The organism is Burkholderia sp. Bp9012, from assembly GCF_003853825.1.
Taxonomy (GTDB): domain Bacteria; phylum Pseudomonadota; class Gammaproteobacteria; order Burkholderiales; family Burkholderiaceae; genus Burkholderia; species Burkholderia diffusa.
Window position 1 is genome coordinate 43469 of the sequence record NZ_QTQA01000011.1, and the last position, 19470, is coordinate 62938.

Annotated in this window: 13 protein-coding genes; 6 read left to right on the top strand and 7 right to left on the bottom strand. The window is 64.6% G+C overall.

Features of this window, described 5'->3' with window-relative positions; genetic code table 11:
* Window positions 1-24 precede the first annotated feature (24 nt).
* From DIE11_RS16845 to DIE11_RS16855, 3 genes are all read right to left on the bottom strand, one after another.
* Window positions 25-1242, bottom strand: a complete 1218-nt coding sequence (locus DIE11_RS16845; protein ID WP_124625673.1) for an efflux RND transporter periplasmic adaptor subunit — start codon at window positions 1240-1242, stop codon at window positions 25-27.
* 52 nt (window positions 1243-1294) lie between these two features.
* A complete protein-coding gene (locus DIE11_RS16850; protein WP_124625675.1) occupies window positions 1295-2791 on the bottom strand; it encodes an efflux transporter outer membrane subunit in 1497 nt (498 codons plus the stop codon).
* Between the two features lie 87 nt (window positions 2792-2878).
* On the bottom strand, window positions 2879-3370 hold the full coding sequence (locus DIE11_RS16855; protein WP_059608556.1) for a MarR family winged helix-turn-helix transcriptional regulator: 492 nt from the start codon (window positions 3368-3370) through the stop codon (window positions 2879-2881).
* A gap of 323 nt (window positions 3371-3693) precedes the next feature.
* Between DIE11_RS16855 and typA the strand changes: the two genes are divergently transcribed.
* The 6 genes from typA (at window position 3694) to DIE11_RS16890 (ending at window position 13378) form a co-directional block, all read left to right on the top strand.
* A complete protein-coding gene (gene typA / locus DIE11_RS16860; protein WP_059467636.1) occupies window positions 3694-5520 on the top strand; it encodes a translational GTPase TypA in 1827 nt (608 codons plus the stop codon).
* 317 nt (window positions 5521-5837) lie between these two features.
* Window positions 5838-8702 (top strand): 2-oxoglutarate dehydrogenase E1 component, encoded by a 2865-nt coding sequence (locus DIE11_RS16870; protein ID WP_124625679.1) that lies wholly within the window; start codon window positions 5838-5840, stop codon window positions 8700-8702.
* Between the two features lie 136 nt (window positions 8703-8838).
* Window positions 8839-10116, top strand: coding sequence for a 2-oxoglutarate dehydrogenase complex dihydrolipoyllysine-residue succinyltransferase (odhB, locus tag DIE11_RS16875; RefSeq protein ID WP_124625680.1), 1278 nt, complete (start codon window positions 8839-8841; stop codon window positions 10114-10116).
* Between the two features lie 81 nt (window positions 10117-10197).
* Window positions 10198-11628: a dihydrolipoyl dehydrogenase gene (lpdA, locus tag DIE11_RS16880; RefSeq protein ID WP_057924323.1), complete on the top strand. Its 1431-nt coding sequence runs from the start codon at window positions 10198-10200 to the stop codon at window positions 11626-11628.
* 98 nt (window positions 11629-11726) lie between these two features.
* Entirely contained in the window at window positions 11727-12824 is a 1098-nt protein-coding gene (gene zapE, locus DIE11_RS16885; RefSeq protein ID WP_124625682.1) for a cell division protein ZapE, read from the top strand.
* Between the two features lie 143 nt (window positions 12825-12967).
* The gene (locus DIE11_RS16890; protein ID WP_059608552.1) at window positions 12968-13378 is read left to right on the top strand and encodes a transposase; all 411 of its coding nucleotides are present in this window, start codon (window positions 12968-12970) and stop codon (window positions 13376-13378) included.
* Between the two features lie 102 nt (window positions 13379-13480).
* On the opposite strand, the gene DIE11_RS16895 is transcribed toward DIE11_RS16890, so the two are convergent.
* The 4 genes from DIE11_RS16895 to DIE11_RS16910 all read right to left on the bottom strand — a co-directional run bounded on the left by DIE11_RS16895 (window position 13481) and on the right by DIE11_RS16910 (window position 19005).
* Window positions 13481-13942, bottom strand: a complete 462-nt coding sequence (locus DIE11_RS16895) for a DUF2147 domain-containing protein (RefSeq protein WP_124625684.1) — start codon at window positions 13940-13942, stop codon at window positions 13481-13483.
* A 166-nt stretch (window positions 13943-14108) separates the two neighbouring features.
* A complete protein-coding gene (locus DIE11_RS16900) occupies window positions 14109-15794 on the bottom strand; it encodes a ShlB/FhaC/HecB family hemolysin secretion/activation protein (RefSeq protein ID WP_059608550.1) in 1686 nt (561 codons plus the stop codon).
* Between the two features lie 144 nt (window positions 15795-15938).
* The gene (locus DIE11_RS16905) at window positions 15939-17288 is read right to left on the bottom strand and encodes a collagen-like triple helix repeat-containing protein (protein ID WP_124625685.1); all 1350 of its coding nucleotides are present in this window, start codon (window positions 17286-17288) and stop codon (window positions 15939-15941) included.
* Between the two features lie 40 nt (window positions 17289-17328).
* On the bottom strand, window positions 17329-19005 hold the full coding sequence (locus DIE11_RS16910; RefSeq protein WP_124625688.1) for a collagen-like triple helix repeat-containing protein: 1677 nt from the start codon (window positions 19003-19005) through the stop codon (window positions 17329-17331).
* Window positions 19006-19470: the final 465 nt, after the last annotated feature.

The following is a 19470-nucleotide window of genomic DNA, read 5'->3' on the forward strand; positions in this document are numbered from 1 at the left end:
GGTAGTTTTCCGGAGTCGGAACCGTTACATCATCTTGGCGGCGTTGGTCGATTTCGCCGCGGCCGGGGCCGGCGCGTTGCCGCCGGCGTTCTCGGCGATGATGCGCGCGATCTCGGCGTCGGCTTCGTCGCCATACTTCGCGAACACGTTCGTCTCGTAGACGGTGTTCTGCGCGTTCGCAAGCTGGTCGCCGCGCTCGTCCTTGATGTCGACGTCGACCTGCATCGACAGGCCGATGCGCAGCGGGTGCTTCTCGAGGTCCTTCGGATCGATTTCGATGCGCACCGGCAGGCGCTGCACGACCTTGATCCAGTTGCCCGTCGCGTTCTGCGCCGGCAGCAGCGAGAACGCCGAGCCCGTGCCGGCCGAGAAGCCGACGACCTTGCCGTGGTAGACCGCCGACGAGCCGTAGATATCGGCCGTCAGTTCGACCGGCTGGCCGACGCGCATGTGCTTGAGCTGGACTTCCTTGAAGTTGGCGTCGACCCACACCGCGTTCAGCGGCACGACCGACATCAGCGGGTTGCCGGGCGACACGCGCTGGCCGACCTGCACCGAGCGCTTCGCGACATAGCCGGTGACCGGCGCGGGCAGCACGTTACGCGCGTTCGCGAGGTACGCGTCGCGAACCTTCGCTGCCGCGGCCATCACGTTCGGGTGCGACGCGATCGTCGTGTTCGCGGTCAGTGCGCGGTTCGATGCGAGCTGCTGTTGCGCCGCGTCGACTGACGCCTGCGCGGCGCGCACCGCGTCGCGTGCATGGGAGATTTCTTCCTGCGACACGGCGCCCGTCTGCGCGACGGCCATCCGGCGGCGCAGGTCGTCCTGCGCCTTCGACAGGTCGGACTGGCGCAGCGCGACTTGCGCGCGGTACTGGTCGTCGTTGACGAACAGGCCGCGCACCTGGCGCACCGTCTGCGCGAGGTTCGCCTCGGCCTGCTGCAGCGCGACCTGCGAATCGGCCGGATCGAGGACGACGAGCGGATCGCCGGCCTTGACCGTCTGCGTATCGTCCGCCTTCACGGCGATCACGGTGCCGGTGACCTGCGGCGTGATCTGTACGACGTTGCCGTTCACGTATGCGTCGTCGGTCTCTTCATGGAAGCGCGCGACGAGGAAGTAGTACAGGCCATACGCGATGGCCGCGATCACGATGACCGCGATCAGCAGCGTCATCATCCGCTTGCGTTTCCCGTTGTTCTGCGGCTGGGCGCTGGCGGCATTTTGTTGAGGGTCGCTCATGGCGATTTTCTCCGTCCGTTATTTCGAGTGTCTGCGTAGTGGTGGCGCCGGATCAGTTGGCGGCCTGTTTCGTGTGCTGGTCGGCGTCGGGCGCGGCGAGCCGCGTGCCGGTCGCGTCGAACCCGCCGCCGAGCGCCTTGATCAGCGCGAGCTGCATGTCGCGCCGGCGCATCTTCAGGTTGGTCACGGTCTGTTCCGATGCGAGGCGGTTGCTGTCCGCGGTCAGCACCTGCAACTGCGGCGACAGGCCGGCCTTGTAGCGGATCACGGCGAGGTCGTACGCGCGCGTCGACGCGTCGAGCGCACGCTGCGCGTCGTCCATCTGGTGATCGACCGCGCGGATCGACGCGACCTGGGTGGCGACGTCGTTCAGCGCGTTGATCAGCGTCTGGTTGTAGTTGGCGACCGACAGGTCAAAGTCCGCATAGCGGCCCTTGAGCTGTGCGCGCAATGCGCCGGCATCGAAGATCGGCAGATGGATGGCCGGGCCGAACTGCGCCTGGCGGCTCGCGAAGTTCAGGAATTTGCCCCAGCCGAACGCATCGAAGCCGAAGCCTGCCGCGAGGTTCACGTCCGGGAAGAACTCGGCCTTCGCCTCCTTCACGTCGTGCATCGCCGCCTCGACCTGCCAGCGCGCGGCGACGATGTCGGGACGGCGCGACACGAGGTCGGCCGGCAGGTTGCCGGGCAGTGCGACTTCGGCCGTCGGGTTCATCACCGGCGCGGCGATCTGCAGCCCGCGGTCCGGCCCCTTGCCGAGCAGCGCGGCGAGTTGGTAGCGCACGGTCGTGATCTGGCCGTCGAGGTCGGACAGCGACGCCTGGGTCGTCGCGATGTTGCCGCGCGCGGTCTGGCGCTCCACGTTGGTGTCGAGGCCGGCCGACACGCGGCCGTCGGTGATCTTGCCGACCGTCTGGCGGTTGGTGATCTCGCGTTGCGCGATGTCGCGCAGCGCGTACAGTTGCGCAAGCGAGTTGTAGGTGCGGGCGACCGACGATGCGAGCGTGATGCGCGCCTGCTGCATGTCGGCTTCGGCGGCTTTTTCCTGCGACACGGCCGTATGCAGGCGCTCGCGGTTCTTGCCCCACAGGTCGAGATCCCACGACGCGCTCGCAAGCGCGTTGTTCTCGCTGTACCACTGGCCGCCGTACGGGGGCGGAAACAGCGCGTTCGACGAATACAGCTCGCGCGTCCACGAGTAGCTGGCTTCGGCCTTCGGCATCAGGTTCGAGCGCGACGATTCGATGTACGAGGACGCCTTCGCGATGCGCGCCTGTGCCTGCGCGATCGACGGGCTGCCCTGAAGCGCCTCGTCGATCAGCTTCGGCAGCTGCGGATCGCCGAACTGGTTTGCCCAGTCGAGCGCCGGCCACTGGCCGCCCTGGGCGGGCAGACTCTGGGCGGTTTCGAATTGCGACGCGGGAGCGATCTGCTTGTCGCTCTTGATGCCGATGTAGTTTGCGCAGCCCGCCAGCGCCAGCGCGGCGACCGCAGCGGCGACGGCGGCGCGGCACGACCCGGCGCGCAGGGACAACGGGGAGGATTTCATCGCGCTGTTTTCTGACTCGGAATGAATGATGGACACTGCAAGGATTTCCTTACATTAATCTGTCAAAAGTAATTGTTATGGCAACTATTACGTGATGGTGCCGCCGGCCGTCTCGCAATAGTTGCTGAGAATGCGGCGCAGCATGCTCTTCAGGAAACCGACTTCTTCCGGCGTAAAGCCGTCGAGCAGCTCGTCGAGCACGCTGCGAAACACCGGCGGCAGCCGCTCGGCCAGCGCGCGGCCTTCGTCGGTCAGCTCGAGGCGCACGACCCGCCGATCCTCGATGCTGCGCACACGGGACAGCAGGCCGCGCTTCTCGACCCGATCGAGCAGGCGCGTGACCGCGCTCGCGTCGATCCCGTATTCCCGAGCGAGCTCGGCGGCCGTCGAGCATTTGCCGACCGCGATCATGAACAGCATGCTCGCCTGCGTGCCCGTGATGCCGAGCTCTTCCTGCGTGCGCTGCGTGACGAGGTTGGTCATCACCGATTTCACGCGCGACATCAGATAACCGACGCTGTCGTTCATCTGATACGAAGACAGCGGCGAAACAGGCGATTGGGAAGGAGAATCCGACATAAAACCCTGAAGCTGCAATAGTTGACTAGGCAGCAGTATAGGCACAATTGCTTGCCGCGGCAAATGTTAATCGAACGGGCGAGGGCGCGCTCCGTGGCCCGAAATTCCCTTGTCCGCGCCAGGGTTTTCGGCGTGCCGCCGGGCCCGTTGGTCGCGAGCGGGGCAGCGGCAGGGCGGGGTCGTTTGTTGCGCTGCAACGAACAGCGCGGCTCTCGCCACTCTCACGTGCTATAATTTGTGGTTTCCAAGCTGCAACGCGCGCGCACGTGTCCCGGTGACTGACGAGCGTGCGCGTTTGCGCGTTCAACGATTTCCAGGTTTCTATGACCCGCGCCCTTCGCAATATCGCCATCATCGCTCACGTCGACCACGGCAAGACCACGCTCGTCGACCAACTGCTCCGCCAGTCCGGCACCTTCCGCGAGAACCAGCAGATTGCCGAGCGAGTGATGGACTCGAACGACATCGAAAAAGAGCGCGGGATCACGATTCTCGCGAAGAACTGCGCGGTCGAATACGAAGGCACGCACATCAACATCGTCGATACGCCGGGGCACGCGGACTTCGGTGGCGAGGTGGAGCGCGTGCTGTCGATGGTCGACTCGGTGCTGCTGCTCGTCGACGCCGTCGAGGGCCCGATGCCGCAAACGCGCTTCGTCACGAAGAAGGCGCTCGCGCTCGGCCTGAAGCCGATCGTCGTCATCAACAAGATCGACCGTCCGGGCGCGCGGATCGACTGGGTCATCAACCAGACCTTCGACCTGTTCGACAAGCTTGGCGCGACCGAAGAGCAGCTCGACTTCCCGATCGTCTACGCATCGGGCCTCAACGGCTACGCGTCGCTCGATCCGGCGACCCGCGAAGGCGACATGCGTCCCCTGTTCGAGGCGATTCTCGCGCACGTGCCGGTTCGCCCGGCCGATCCGGAAGCGCCGCTGCAGCTCCAGATCACGTCGCTCGACTATTCGACGTACGTCGGCCGGATCGGCGTCGGCCGCATCACGCGCGGCCGCATCAAGCCGGGTCAACCGGTCGTGATGCGCTTCGGTCCGGAAGGCGACGTGCTGAACCGCAAGATCAACCAGGTGCTGTCGTTCAAGGGCCTCGAGCGCGTGCAGGTCGAGTCGGCGGAAGCCGGCGACATCGTGCTGATCAACGGTATCGAAGACGTCGGCATCGGCGCGACGATCTGCGCGGTCGATACGCCGGAAGCGCTGCCGATGATCACCGTTGACGAGCCGACGCTGACGATGAACTTCCTCGTCAACTCGTCGCCGCTGGCCGGCCGCGAAGGCAAGTTCGTGACGAGCCGCCAGATCCGCGATCGTCTGATGAAGGAACTGAATCACAACGTCGCGCTGCGCGTGAAGGACACGGGCGACGAAACGGTGTTCGAAGTGTCGGGCCGCGGCGAACTGCACCTGACGATTCTCGTCGAGAACATGCGCCGTGAAGGCTATGAGCTGGCCGTGTCGCGTCCGCGCGTCGTGATGCAGGAAATCGACGGCGTGCGTCACGAGCCGTACGAGCTGCTGACCGTCGACGTCGAGGACGAGCATCAGGGCGGCGTGATGGAGGAGCTGGGTCGCCGCAAGGGCGAAATGCTCGACATGGCATCGGACGGCCGCGGCCGCACGCGCCTGGAGTACAAGATCTCGGCGCGTGGCCTGATCGGCTTCCAGAGCGAATTCCTGACGCTTACGCGCGGCACGGGTCTGATGAGTCACATCTTCGATTCGTACGCACCGGTCAAGGACGGTTCGGTCTTCGAGCGCCGCAATGGCGTGCTGATCTCGCAGGACGACGGCGCTGCCGTGGCGTACGCACTGTGGAAGCTGCAGGATCGCGGCCGCATGTTCGTGAAGCCGGGCGATGCGCTGTATGAGGGCATGATCATCGGCATCCACAGCCGCGACAACGACCTCGTCGTCAACCCGATCAAGGGCAAGCAGCTGACCAACGTGCGTGCGTCGGGTACCGACGAAGCCGTGCGTCTCGTGCCGCCGGTCCAGATGTCGCTCGAATACGCGGTCGAATTCATCGACGACGACGAGCTCGTGGAAGTGACGCCGCAGTCGATCCGTCTGCGCAAGCGCTTCCTGAAGGAGCACGAGCGTCGCCGCGCGAGCCGCGAAGGCGCGGTCGACTAAGCATCGGCTGTTCCCGTGCATGACGAAAAAGGCTGCCCTTGGGCGGCCTTTTTTGCATCTGCGCAGTGTGCAATCGGGCGGGTTGCAAAACACTGTTCCCGCGCGTCGTGGCAATCCGGCGAAACGCCGCCACGCGGTGCTTTCAGGCACATTTCGTCGTGAACTCCGGTATCGGTTCTGTGATATGCTGCGCGCACGCAAGTTTTAGGTCCTTCCAAGCAAGACTTGATTCGCAATCCGCTAAACGGTCAGGCCGTGTCGCGGAAGGTTGAGTAACCCGCTATTTCTCGAGAAGCTCGAAGAAAGGTGAGCGTAAAATGTCAGATGTAATGAAGCAGTTTCAGCTGAACTCCTATCTGTTCGGCGGCAATGCTTCGTACGTTGAAGAACTGTACGATGCATACCTCAACAATCCGGCATCGGTGCCGGAGAATTGGCGAGAGTATTTCGACGCGCTGCAGAACGTGCCTGCAACCGACGGCTCGAATGCCAATGACGTTGCTCATTTCCCGATCGTCGAATCGTTTGCCGAGCGTGCGAAGGCCAATGCCTTCATCCCGCGCGAAAGCACGAGCAATCTGGCGACCGCGCGCAAGCAGGTCCACGTCCAGTCCCTCATCAGCGCATATCGCTTCCTCGGCTCGCAATGGGCCAATCTGGATCCGCTGAAGCGTCGCGAACGTCCCGCCATCCCCGAACTCGAACCCGCGTTCTACGACTTCTCCGAAGGCGACCTCGACCAGACGTACAGCGCAAGCAACCTGTATTTCGGTTTCGACCAGGCTTCGCTGCGCGACATCGTCAAGGGCCTGCGTGACACGTACTGCGGCACGATCGGCGCCGAATACATGTACATCAGCGATCCGGAGCAGAAGCGCTGGTGGCAGGAGCGTCTGGAATCGACCCGCGCGACGCCGTCCTTCTCGATCGACAAGAAGAAGCACATCCTGAATCGCCTGACGGCAGCGGAAGGCCTCGAGCGCTATCTGCACACCAAGTACGTCGGCCAGAAGCGCTTCTCGCTCGAAGGCGGCGAAAGCTTCATCGCGGCGATGGACGAAGTCGTCCAGCACGCAGGCAAGACCGGCGTGCAGGAAATCATCATCGGCATGGCGCACCGCGGCCGTCTGAACGTGCTGGTCAACACGCTGGGCAAGATGCCGGCCGACCTGTTCGCCGAATTCGAAGGCAAGCACGTCGACGACCTGCCGGCAGGTGACGTGAAGTACCACAAGGGCTTCTCGTCGGACGTGTCGACCGAAGGCGGCCCGGTTCACCTGTCGCTCGCGTTCAACCCGTCGCACCTCGAAATCGTGAACCCGGTGGTCGAAGGTTCGGCGAAGGCGCGGATGGATCGTCGCGGCGACGAAGACGGCCTGCAGGTGCTGCCGGTTCAGATCCACGGTGACGCGGCCTTCGCTGGCCAGGGCGTCGTGATGGAAACGCTGAACCTCGCGCAGACGCGCGGTTACGGCACGCACGGCACGCTGCACATCGTCATCAACAACCAGATCGGCTTCACGACGTCCGACCCGCGCGACGCGCGCTCGACGCTGTACTGTACCGACGTGGTCAAGATGATCGAAGCGCCGGTGCTGCACGTGAACGGCGACGATCCGGAAGCCGTCGTGCTCGCGATCCAGATCGCGATCGACTACCGGATGCAGTTCCACAAGGATGTCGTGATCGACATCGTCTGCTTCCGCAAGCTGGGTCACAACGAGCAGGACACGCCGGCGGTCACGCAGCCGCTGATGTACAAGAAGATCGCGCAGCACCCGGGCACCCGTGCGCTGTACGCCGAGAAGCTCGTGCAGCAGGGCGTGATCACCGCGGAAGACGCCGACAACTACGTGAAGGCGTACCGCAAGGCGATGGACGACGGCCACCACACCGTCGATCCGGTTCTGTCGAACTACAAGAGCAAGTACGCGGTCGACTGGGTTCCGTTCCTGAACCGCAAGTGGACGGATGCAGCCGATACGGCCGTGCCGCTCGCCGAACTGAAGCGCCTCGGCGAACGCATCACGACGGTCCCGGAAAACTTCAAGGTCCACCCGCTCGTCGAGCGCGTGATCAATGACCGCCGCAACATGGCGCGCGGCGACCAGCCGCTCGACTGGGGCATGGGCGAACACCTCGCATTCGCTTCGCTCGTCGCATCGGGCTACTCGGTGCGCCTGACGGGCCAGGACTCGGGCCGCGGCACGTTCACGCACCGTCACGCGGTGCTGCACGACCAGAACCGCGAGCGCTGGAACGACGGCACGTACGTGCCGCTGCAGAACATCGCCGACGGTCAGGCGAAGTTCACGGTGATCGACTCGGTGCTGTCGGAAGAAGCGGTGCTGGGCTTCGAATACGGTTACTCGACCGCCGAGCCGAACACGCTCGTGCTGTGGGAAGCCCAGTTCGGCGACTTCGTCAACGGCGCGCAGGTCGTGATCGACCAGTTCATCTCGTCGGGCGAAGTGAAGTGGGGCCGCGTGTCGGGTCTCACGATGCTGCTGCCGCACGGCTACGAAGGCCAGGGTCCGGAACACTCGTCGACGCGTATCGAGCGTTTCCTGCAGCTGTGTGCCGATCACAACATGCAGGTCGTTCAACCGACGACGCCGGCGCAGATTTTCCACCTGCTGCGTCGCCAGATGATCCGTCTGTTCCGCAAGCCGCTGATCGTCGCAACGCCGAAGTCGCTGCTGCGTCACAAGGAAGCGGTGTCGGACCTGTCGGAACTCGCGAAGGGTTCGTTCCAGCCGGTGATCGGCGAAACCGACGGCGGCATCGACGCGAAGAAGGTCAAGCGCGTGCTGGCATGCTCGGGCCGCGTGTATTACGACCTCGTCGCACACCGCCGCGAAGCGAAGGCGAACGACGTCGCGATCATCCGTATCGAGCAGCTGTATCCGTTCGCGCACAAGCAGTTCGAAGCCGAAATGAAGAAGTACGAGAACGCGACTGAAGTGGTCTGGGTGCAGGACGAGCCGCAGAACCAGGGCCCCTGGTTCTACGTCGAGCACCACCTGAAGGAAGGCATGAAGGAAGGGCAGAAGCTGGCGTACAGCGGCCGTCCGGCTTCGGCCTCGCCGGCGGTTGGCTACTACGCGAAGCACTACGAGCAGCAGAAGGCCCTCATCGAAGGTGCGTTCGGCCGCCTGAAGAGCGCATCGATCGCGAAATAACCGACGTCAAGCGAAACGGGAAGGCGCGCTGCGCTTTCCCGTGTCTTTTGGCCCGCCGGGCGCGTCGCGCGCCGCAACGGCCGAAGGAATCGCACGAACCTCGTCATTACCCAGATTAAGCATCCAGGAAAATCACATGGCTATCGTAGAAGTCAAAGTCCCCCAGCTTTCGGAGTCGGTTTCGGAAGCCACCATGCTGCAGTGGAAGAAGAAGCCGGGCGAAGCAGTCGCGCAGGACGAAATCCTGATCGAACTCGAGACCGACAAGGTCGTGCTTGAAGTGCCGGCGCCGGCCGCGGGCGTACTCGCGCAAGTGCTGCAGAACGACGGTGACACGGTCGTCGCCGACCAGATCATCGCGACGATCGACACCGAAGCGAAGGCAGGTGCTGCCGAAGCAGCGGCAGGCGCCGCCGAAGTCAAGCCGGCAGCAGCACCCGCTGCAGCCGCACCGGCAGCGCAGCCGGCTGCCGCAGTTGCATCGAGCTCGGCCGCTGCATCGCCGGCCGCAGCAAAGCTGCTGGCCGAGAAGGGCCTGTCGACGGGCGACGTCGCGGGTTCGGGCCGCGACGGCCGCGTCACGAAGGGCGACGCGCTGGCCGCAGGCAGCGCACCGAAGGCTGCTCCGGCCGCCGCACCGGCGAAGACCGCCGCAGCAAAGCCGTCGCTGCCGGAAGTGAAGGTGCCGGCGTCGGCCGCGACGTGGCTGAACGACCGTCCGGAACAGCGCGTGCCGATGTCGCGCCTGCGTGCGCGTATCGCCGAGCGTCTGCTCGAGTCGCAGCAGACCAACGCAATCCTGACGACGTTCAACGAAGTCAACATGGCTCCGGTCATGGAGCTGCGCAACAAGTACAAGGACAAGTTCGAGAAGGAACATGGCGTGAAGCTCGGCTTCATGTCGTTCTTCGTGAAGGCGGCCGTGCATGCGCTGAAGAAGTTCCCGCTCGTGAACGCGTCGATCGACGGTAACGATATCGTCTACCACGGCTACTTCGACATCGGTATCGCCGTCGGCTCGCCGCGCGGCCTCGTGGTGCCGATCCTGCGCAATGCCGATCAACTGAGCCTCGCGGACATCGAGAAGAAGATTGCCGAATTCGGCCAGAAGGCGAAGGACGGCAAGCTGTCCATCGAGGAAATGACGGGCGGTACGTTCTCGATCTCGAACGGCGGTGTGTTCGGCTCGATGCTGTCGACGCCGATCATCAACCCGCCGCAGTCGGCCATCCTCGGCGTGCACGCGACGAAGGAGCGCCCGGTCGTCGAAAACGGCCAGATCGTGATCCGTCCGATCAACTACCTGGCACTGTCGTACGACCACCGCATCATCGACGGCCGCGAAGCCGTCCTGTCGCTCGTCGCGATGAAGGATGCGTTGGAAGATCCGGCACGCCTGCTGCTCGACCTGTAAGCCGAGTCTCACTGCATTGACCCGCTCCGCACGCTCGCGTACACGCGCGACCGTGCGGGCGTACAAGTAGAAAGGATTGTCATGTCCAAGGAATTTGACGTCGTCGTGATCGGCGCCGGCCCCGGCGGCTACATCGCCGCGATTCGCGCCGCGCAGCTCGGCAAGACCGTTGCCTGTATCGAGAAGTGGAAGAACCCGGCCGGCGCGCTGAAGCTCGGCGGTACCTGCCTGAACGTCGGCTGCATCCCGTCGAAGGCGCTGCTCGCTTCGTCGGAAGAGTTCGAGAACACGTCGCATCACCTGGCCGACCACGGCATCACGGTCGACGGCGTGAAGATCGACGTCGCGAAGATGCTCGGCCGCAAGGATGCGATCGTCGAGAAGATGACGAGCGGGATCGAGTTCCTGTTCAAGAAGAACAAGATCACCTGGCTGAAGGGCCATGGCAAGTTCACCGGCAAGACCGACGCCGGCGTGCAGATCGAAGTGAGCGGCGAGGGTGAAGCCGAAGTCGTCACCGCGAAGAATGTGATCATCGCGACGGGCTCGAAGGCGCGTCACCTGCCGAACATTCCGGTCGACAACAAGATCGTGTCGGACAACGAAGGTGCGCTGACGTTCGACTCGGTGCCGAAGAAGCTCGCCGTGATCGGCGCAGGTGTGATCGGCCTCGAACTCGGCTCGGTGTGGCGTCGCCTGGGCGCCGAAGTGACGGTGCTCGAAGCGCTGCCGGCCTTCCTCGGCGCAGCCGACGAAGCGCTCGCGAAGGAAGCGGCCAAGCTGTTCAAGAAGCAAGGCCTCGACATCCATCTCGGCGTGAAGATCGGTGACGTGAAGACGACGGCGAACGGCGTGTCGATCGCCTACACCGACAAGGACGGCAACGCGCAGACGCTCGACGCCGACCGCCTGATCGTGTCGGTCGGCCGCGTGCCGAACACCGACAACCTCGGCCTCGAGGCGATCGGCCTGAAGGCGAACGAGCGCGGTTTCATCGACGTGGACGACCACTGCCGTACCGCGGTGCCGAACGTCTATGCGATCGGCGACGTGGTGCGTGGCCCGATGCTCGCACACAAGGCGGAAGACGAAGGCGTGCTGGTCGCGGAAGTGATCGACGGCCAGAAGCCGCACATCGACTACAACTGCATTCCGTGGGTGATCTACACGTACCCGGAAATCGCATGGGTCGGCAAGACGGAACAGCAACTGAAGGCGGAAGGCCGCGAGATCAAGTCGGGCAAGTTCCCGTTCTCGATCAACGGTCGCGCGCTCGGCATGAACGCGCCGGACGGTTTCGTGAAGATGATCGCGGATGCGAAGACCGACGAACTGCTCGGCGTGCACGTGATCGCTGCGAACGCGTCGGACCTGATCGCGGAAGCCGTGGTGGCGATGGAGTTCAAGGCGGCGTCGGAAGACATCGCCCGCATCTGCCATCCGCACCCGTCGATGTCGGAAGTGATGCGCGAAGCGGCGCTCGCCGTCGACAAGCGCTCGCTGAACAGCTGAGCACGGTGTAGCGCCTGCCGGCCACCGGCCGGCGCAGCCGTCTCATGACGAAGGCGGGCGGGGTTTCCCGCTCGCCTTCGTTCTTTCCGGTTTGCCCGATGAACGTCACCGAATACTACACGCGCGAATTGACCACGCGCGGCTATCAGTCCGATCCCGCCCAGCGCGCGGCCGTCGATCGCCTGCAGCGCTGTTTCGACGAGTGGGTCGAATACAAGTCGCGCCGCTCGAACGCGTTCAAGAAGCTCATCATTCATCCGGACCTGCCGCGCGGCGTCTACATGTGGGGCGGCGTCGGCCGCGGCAAGAGCTTCCTGATGGACAGCTTCTACGCGGTGGTGCCCGTGCAGCGCAAGACGCGCCTGCACTTCCACGAATTCATGCGTGAGGTACACCGCGAACTCGAGGAACTGAAAGGACAGGCCGATCCGCTCGACGAGCTCGCGCGACGCATCGCCAAGCGCTACCGACTGATCTGCTTCGACGAATTCCATGTGTCGGACATCGCGGACGCGATGATCCTGTACCGGCTGCTCGATCGCCTGTTCAACAACGGCGTGCAGTTCGTGATGACGTCCAACTACGATCCCGACGATCTGTATCCGGACGGCCTGCATCGCGACCGCATGCTGCCGGCGATCGCGCTGATCAAGCAAAAGCTCGACGTGCTGAACGTCGACGCGGGCGTCGACTATCGCCAGCGCACGCTCGCGCAGGTGCAGATGTACCACACGCCGCTCGGCGCGGACGCCGATCGCGAACTGCGTCATGCATTCGGGAAGCTCGCCGCGGTGCCGGACGAAAGCCCGATCCTGCATATCGAGAAGCGCGAGCTGAAGGCGCTGCGCAAGGCCGACGGGGTCGTCTGGTTCGATTTCGCGACGCTGTGCGGCGGCCCGCGTTCGCAGAACGATTATCTCGAGCTTGCCAGCCGCTTCCATGCGATCGTGCTGTCGGAAGTGCCGCAGATGTCGCCGCGGATGGCGTCCGAGGCGCGGCGCTTCACCTGGCTCATCGACGTGCTCTACGACCACAAGGTCAAGCTGCTGATGTCCGCCGCGGTGCCGGCGGAGCAGTTGTACGTCGAAGGACCGATGGCGAACGAATTCGCGCGCACGGTATCGCGGATCGTCGAGATGCAGTCGAAGGAGTACCTCGAAACGCCGCGCCGTATCGTCGATACTTCGCTGACCTGATCGCGGTTTTCGACAAGCGACGGAGTTCAAACGTCAATTCCGGTCAAATTCCCGCAATCTCGGGGTATTTTCGGACTTGTCTTATGTTCAGGGTTGAGGGCAGTCGATATCGTGTGTCATGGTTCCTAAGGCTGGAGATGTCCATGACACCGTATCGCGATCTGACCGACCATGAGTGGCGCTGCGTCGTGCCGCTTCTGCCCGAAATGCAGCCGCGCACCGAGTTGCGCGGCCGTCCGTTGGCCAACACGCGCGCCGTCCTGAACGGCGTACTCTGGGTGATTTACAGCGGCGCGACCTGGTCCGCGATGCCGCGTCGCTACCCTTCGTACCAGACATGCCATCGCCGCTTCAAGGTCTGGCACGAGACCGGCACGTTGATGCAGGTGATGCGCGAGCTGTACGGCGACGCCGGCGTGAATCTGTGCAAGGAACTGTCCACGCGCATGCGCAAGCACGCGCAGTCGAAGGCGGCGGAGGTGCGCAGTGCTGCGGCGCCTGCGTATCGTGCCCCCGGTAGCTATGCACCGGACGCGCTGAAGCATGCAGCGTGATGTCGATCGATTTCATTCACGCTCATATCAAAACAAAATCGGCCTGCGACGTCGTCGTCAGGCCGATTTTTCATTGCGTTGCGCGTATCGATGCGCTTCGCGTTATTGCGCGCGGACCCAGGTCTGCGATCGGCCGAGCAGCGACACGCCGATGTAGCCGCGCACGACGAGCTTCTGGCCGCCGTCTTCCAGCGACATCTTGCACTTGTAGACCTTGCCGTTTTCCGGGTCGAGGATATTGCCGCCGTCCCAGTGGTCGCCGTCCTTCTTCATCGCCTTGATGATCGTCATGCCCTTGATGAGCTGATCCTTGCGCTCGTCCGTGCATGCGGTGCAGCGGCGATCGGGCGTGTCGTTGGCGCCGAGGCCCTTGACGACCTTGCCCGACAGCGAGCCTTCGCCGTCATCGGCGATCTGCACGAGCGCCTTCGGCTGATGCGTGTTGTCGTCGATCGTCTGCCACATGCCGACGGGGTTGTCGGCTTGGGCGAACGCAGGTGCGGCGCAAGCGAGCAGCGCGCTTGCGATTGCCAGAGTGCGCAACGGGCGGGTCAGTTGAATCATCGTCTTCCTCCTTGTGTCATTTCGTATTCGATGCGCCCGCACGACCGTCTGCATGGGGCGGTGGCATGTTGCGAGCTTCGCCAGAATACGTGAAACCGCGCGCTGCGTTTGATAGAGGGGGTTCTAATCCAAACAGCCTGTGAGACGCAGGCTGTTTGGTGACCGATCAGTTGAGCTGATACGAGAACGCGGCATTCACGCGCGGGCTGCGCGACGCGCTTTCAACCGGCGCATCGCCCACCGGCTTAGCGATATTCAGGTCGAGACTGTAGTAACGGCTGTCCGTAAACCGCACGCCGATACCGACCGACGACAGGCGGCTCGGCGACGGCGTGCCGGTATGCAGATACACGCGCGCCATGTCGTACGCGATGTATGGCGTGACGGATTTCATATACGTCCAGCCCGGCGTGAATCCGCGGTTGACCTCCAGCGACATCCCCCAGCCCGAGTCGCCCGACGTTTCGCCGGGCTGGTAGCCCAGCGCATAGCGCGTCGAACCGAACGAGATCTGTTCCGACGTCGGCAGCGAGTCGGGGCTGTACTGGCCGGTCAGCGAGACCGACGTGCCGATCTTGAACGGCCATTCGTTGGTCTGCGTGAAGGTTGCGCCGGTGCGGACGAACGTCAGCGAGATCGGGCTGTCCACCGAAGTCGTGTTCGAGCCGATCGTGATGTCCTGCGATTTCGACGCGCCGAGAATGTTGAAACCCTTCGCGACGTTGACGCTCAGCTTCTGTACCTGCTTGGCCGACACGCTCGTGTAGTCGAGCTGCATTTGCAGCACGCGGACCTGCGAGCGCGTGTCGATGCTGTTGCCGGAAATCTTGTTCTGGTAACGGTCCTCGTTGTGCGACGCATAGCCCGACACGGTGCCGAGCAGGCTGCGCTGGTTGTTCAGCAGCAACGGATAGGATGCCGAAAGACCGAGCTTCTCGTTCTTGACGGTGCGCTCGACGGTCGACGGCAGCCCCGGATTGTCGGTCGGCTTGCCGCGATACGTGCTGGCGTCGAGGCGCGTGACCAGGCCGCTGCTGCCGACCGGCACCGCGCCGCTGAACGCGACGTAGGTTTGCTTGTCGCGTCCGGGCGGCACCAGCGCGGAAATGCTCAATTGCTCGCCAAACGACGTGAGGCCGTTCTCCGTCGCGGTGATGAGGCCCTGCACGCCCGGGTGATTGAAATCGATGCCGGTGCTGATGTTGAATGCCTTGCGGTCGACGGCCAGTTCGAGCGTCGTTGCGCCGTCGGTCGTCTGCGGCGGCGGAACATTGGCCTTCACCGTCACGCCGGGCAGCAGGCCGAACGTGTTCACGTAGCGTTCGAACGTCGCGCGGCGCAGCGGGCGATCGGCCGTGATGTGCGCGGCGATCGCGCGGATCTTCGATTCCATCGCGCCGGGCTTGCCGGTGACCTTGACGTCCGACACATAGCCTTCGACCACCGTAACGCGCACGACACCGTTCTCGAACGTCTGCGCGGGAATGAACGCGAACGACAGCGCATAGCCGCGATCCTGGTACAGCTTGGTCACGCCGTTCGCGGTTTCGATCAGCTCGCCGATCGTGATGTCCTTGCCGACGAGGGGCGTGAAGCGACGCGAGATTTCGTCGAACGGCACCGACTTGACGCCTTCGACCTGGAACGTCGTCGGCGTCAGGTGCCGCGACAGCAGCTCCTGCAGTTGCGGTGCCTGCGGCGCGACCTGCACGGTGACGCTCGGGCCTTTCTGCGGTGCGTTGATCTGGGGGAGCGAATCGAGCGGGTTACCTGCCGCGCGCGTTTGTGCATGTGCCGTGCCTGCTGCCGCGATGGCGAGCAGCATCATCCATCTGTCGAGTCTGGATTTCATTGTTCTTCCTCGTAGGCCTTGCTTTTCGTCTTCTTTCTAATGCAGGCGCGCGACACCAGGGTGTCGCGCGCCGCGTGCCGCATTGCCGGTTGTGTTTGTACGGTCGCGCCTTTTGTTCCGGCTGCAAAGGCGCGAACGTCCTCCTTATTTGCCAACGCTACCCAGCGTGCCCAGCAACCCCGTTACCGGCGCGAGGAGCCCCGTCGAGCTGCCCGACGATGCCGTCCCCGTCACGCCGCCGACGAGCGACGTGACCGGTGCGAGCGGACTCGACGAAGCCCCGGATCCCGCTGCACCGCCGACTGCCCCGGTGACAGTATTCAGCAAACCGGTGACAGGCGCGAGAGGGTTTGCACCGCCTGCGCCACCCGTTGCGCCGCCGAGCGAGCCCGTCACCGTCGACACGAGACCGGTGACCGGAGCGAGCGGGTTGCTGCCCGAGCCACCCGTTGCGCCACCGAGTGCGCCGGTGAGCGAACCGAGCGGCGTCGAACCGAGACCGGACAGCAGGCCGCCGAGCGGGTTCGTCGAGCTGGAGCCCGACGACGAGCCGTTTTGTACGGTAGCCGTCGAGCCGCCGACGAGGCTCGTGATCAGGCCGGGGATCGGCGCCGCGCCGTTCGGCCCGTTCGGATTCACGAGCCCGCCTGCGTTGGTTACGGTGTTGCCGACCGCGGTGACGAGCTGGCCGACGTCGCCGACGAGCGGCTGATTCGACGTGCTGCCGACCTGCTTGCCCGCCGAGCTGATTGCGCCGCCGATCTGGCCCAGCAGGCCCGACACCGGTTGTCCGAGACCCGTGGTCGTGCCGACCTGCTGCGTGACCTGACCTGCGGTGATCACCAGCGGCGTGATTGCCGAACTGAGCGGCTGCGTCACTTGCTGCACGGCGCCCGATGACAGCGTCGAGCCGATCGTCGTGCCCGCAGCCGACAGCCCGTTGGCGACCGTGTCGAGCACGGTGCCGACCGGCGTCGTGACAGGGGCGAGCGGCGCGAGCTGACCCGTGCCGAGTGCCTTGACCGTCGAGCTCAGCCCGGACACGGTGTTGCTCGTCGCACCGACGACGTTCCCGAGGCCGGCGACCGTCGTGCCGACGGGATCCTTGATCGAGCCGGTCTGTCCGAGCCCGTTGCTCAACGCATCGGCAGCCGCGTTGATGATCGTGCCGGTGCTCGAGACGGTGCTGCCGACGCCCTTCGTCACGCCGTCGCCGAGGCCCGGCACGCTGATGTTGCCGATCGTGCTGCCGAGATCGGTTGCGGTCTGGCCGATCGTGCTGACAGCGCCCTTGGTGCCGGTGGACGAGCCACTGGTGCCGCTCGTGCCGCTGGTACCGCTCGTGCCGCTGGAACTGCCGCCGTTGTTGCTGGACGGTGGCGTGCTGACGCTGTTGCCGCCGCAGGCAGCCAGCAGGCACGCTGCAGCGAAGGCGGTGAGGGGCGCGCGCCATTGGCGCAGGACGGCCGTCGTGATGGAACGTTGCTGGGACATGATGGACTCCTCGCTGTCTTGTCGATGAATGGATGTTCGATTACTTGCCGTGCGTGCCGCCGAGCAGGCCGCCGATCAGCGACGTGACAGGCGCGAGCAGATTCGAGCCCGAGCCCGAATTCGTGACGCCGCCCGTGGTGCCGCTCAGTGCCGGTACGCCGACCGTGCTGGTGACGGAGGACACCGCGCCCGTCACGGGGGCGAGCGGGTTGCCGCCGCCTGCGCCGCCCGTTGCGCTGCCGAGCGCGCCGGTGACCGTGGAGACCAGGCCCGTGACCGGGGCGAGCGGACCGCTGCTGCCGCCGGCTACGCCGCCGAGTGCGCCCGTGACCGTGGAGAGAAGGCCGGTGACCGGAGCGAGCGGTCCGCCGCTGGTGCCGCCCGCTGCACCGCCGAGTGCGCCCGTGACCGTGGAGAGAAGGCCGGTGACCGGAGCGAGCGGTCCGCCGCTGGTGCCACCCGTTGCGCCGCCGAGTGCGCCGGTGACGGTCGAGACGAGGCCGGTAACCGGGGCGAGCGGGCCGCCGCTGGTGCCACCCGTCGCGCCGCCGAGTGCGCCGGTGACGGTGGAGACGAGGCCGGTGACCGGGGCGAGCGGTCCGCCGCTGGTGCCGCCCGTTGCGCCGCCGAGCGTACCGGTGACCGTCGTGAGGAGGCCCGTGAGCGGCGCGAGCGGGTTGGTTGCGCCGCCGGTGCCGCCCGTGAGCAGGCCGCCGACGGTCTTCACGGTATTGCCGGCCGACGAGACGGTGTTGCCGAGGCCGGTCGTGACGGGGTTGCCGCCCGTCGATGCGATCAGCGCGCCGCCCTGGTTCAGGCCGTTGCCGATCGTGCCGAGCAGCATGTTGAGCGGGGCGCCGAGGCCGGTGGCCGTCCCGATCGTCTGCGTCGTCTGACCGACCATCGTCGTGATCGGCGTGATCGCCGAGCTGACCGTCTGCGTGACCTGCTGGATCGGACCGGTCGACAACACGTTGGACAGCGTGGTGCCGCCGTTCGATACGGCGTTGCCGACCTGCGTCACGAGGCCGCCGACTGCGCCGGTGACGGGAGCGAGCGGCGACAGCGGGCCGCTGCCGAGGCTCGTGACCAGGTTGCCGGTCTGCGTGACCGCGCCACCGAGCTGGCTCACCACGCCGCCGGTGCTGGCGACCGTGACGCCAACCGGGTCCTTCGTCGCGCCGAGCTGGCCGAGGCCGTTGCCGAGACCATTTCCGAGCGCAGTCACTGCACCGCCGACGTTCTGCACGATGCCGCCTGCGGCCTGCGTCGTGGCCGGGTTGACGCCGGGCAGCGACTGGCTGCCGATCACGGAGCCGAGGCCGGATACGGTGCCGCCGAGATTCGTGACGAGATTGCCGCTGCTTGCGAGGACGGTTCCCACCGCGTTTGACGACACACCGGAGGTGCCGCTCGTGCCGCTGCTTGTTCCACTCGTGGTGCCGCTGGTGCTGCCGCTCGTCGAGCCGCTCGTGCTACCGCTGGTCGAGCCGCTGGTGCTCCCCGACGTGCTGCCGCTCGTTGAACCGGACGTGCCGCCCGAGGTACCGCCGCCCGACGTCGAGATCGAATCGCCACCGCCGGAGCTGGAGCCACCGCTGAGCCCCTTGCTGATGGAACCGGAACCGCCGCACGCGGAGAGGGAAAGCATGGCTGCCACGGTGGCCGCGATCATAGTCGTCCGGAGCGTGCCATGAGGGATAACCTGAATGTCCATTTCGTCCTCGCATTGAAGCTGATGTTGTGTTGAGTGATGCGAGGATTACTCTGCAACTGTCGTGCCATTTCGACGGTCGTCGAGTCGACGATTGGTTTCAAACGAGCCAATTCCTTGTTGGAAAAAGGATTTAGGCAAAATGAAAGATTGTTGAATTTGTTTAAGAACAGTCGAACGGGAACGGTTTCGTCCGTTTCGTAACGTAACGTCACAACATTGGCGTTACGCGTGCGGCGTAACGTGAGGGGCGTGGAGGGCTGGCGGGCGGTCTGATTGTTTTACTGGTGGACTAGGTGTGCACATCTAACCTATCGTAAATCCTATGTGTAAATCGTACCGAAACGCCGTACAAATACGTCGTGCTCCCGGAAAGTTTTTTCGACCCGGTCTTAAAAGAGGTTGGAAGTTAAATAGGAACGGATATAGAATCCGGAGCAGATGTAAGCAAATGTACAGTTCGGTACA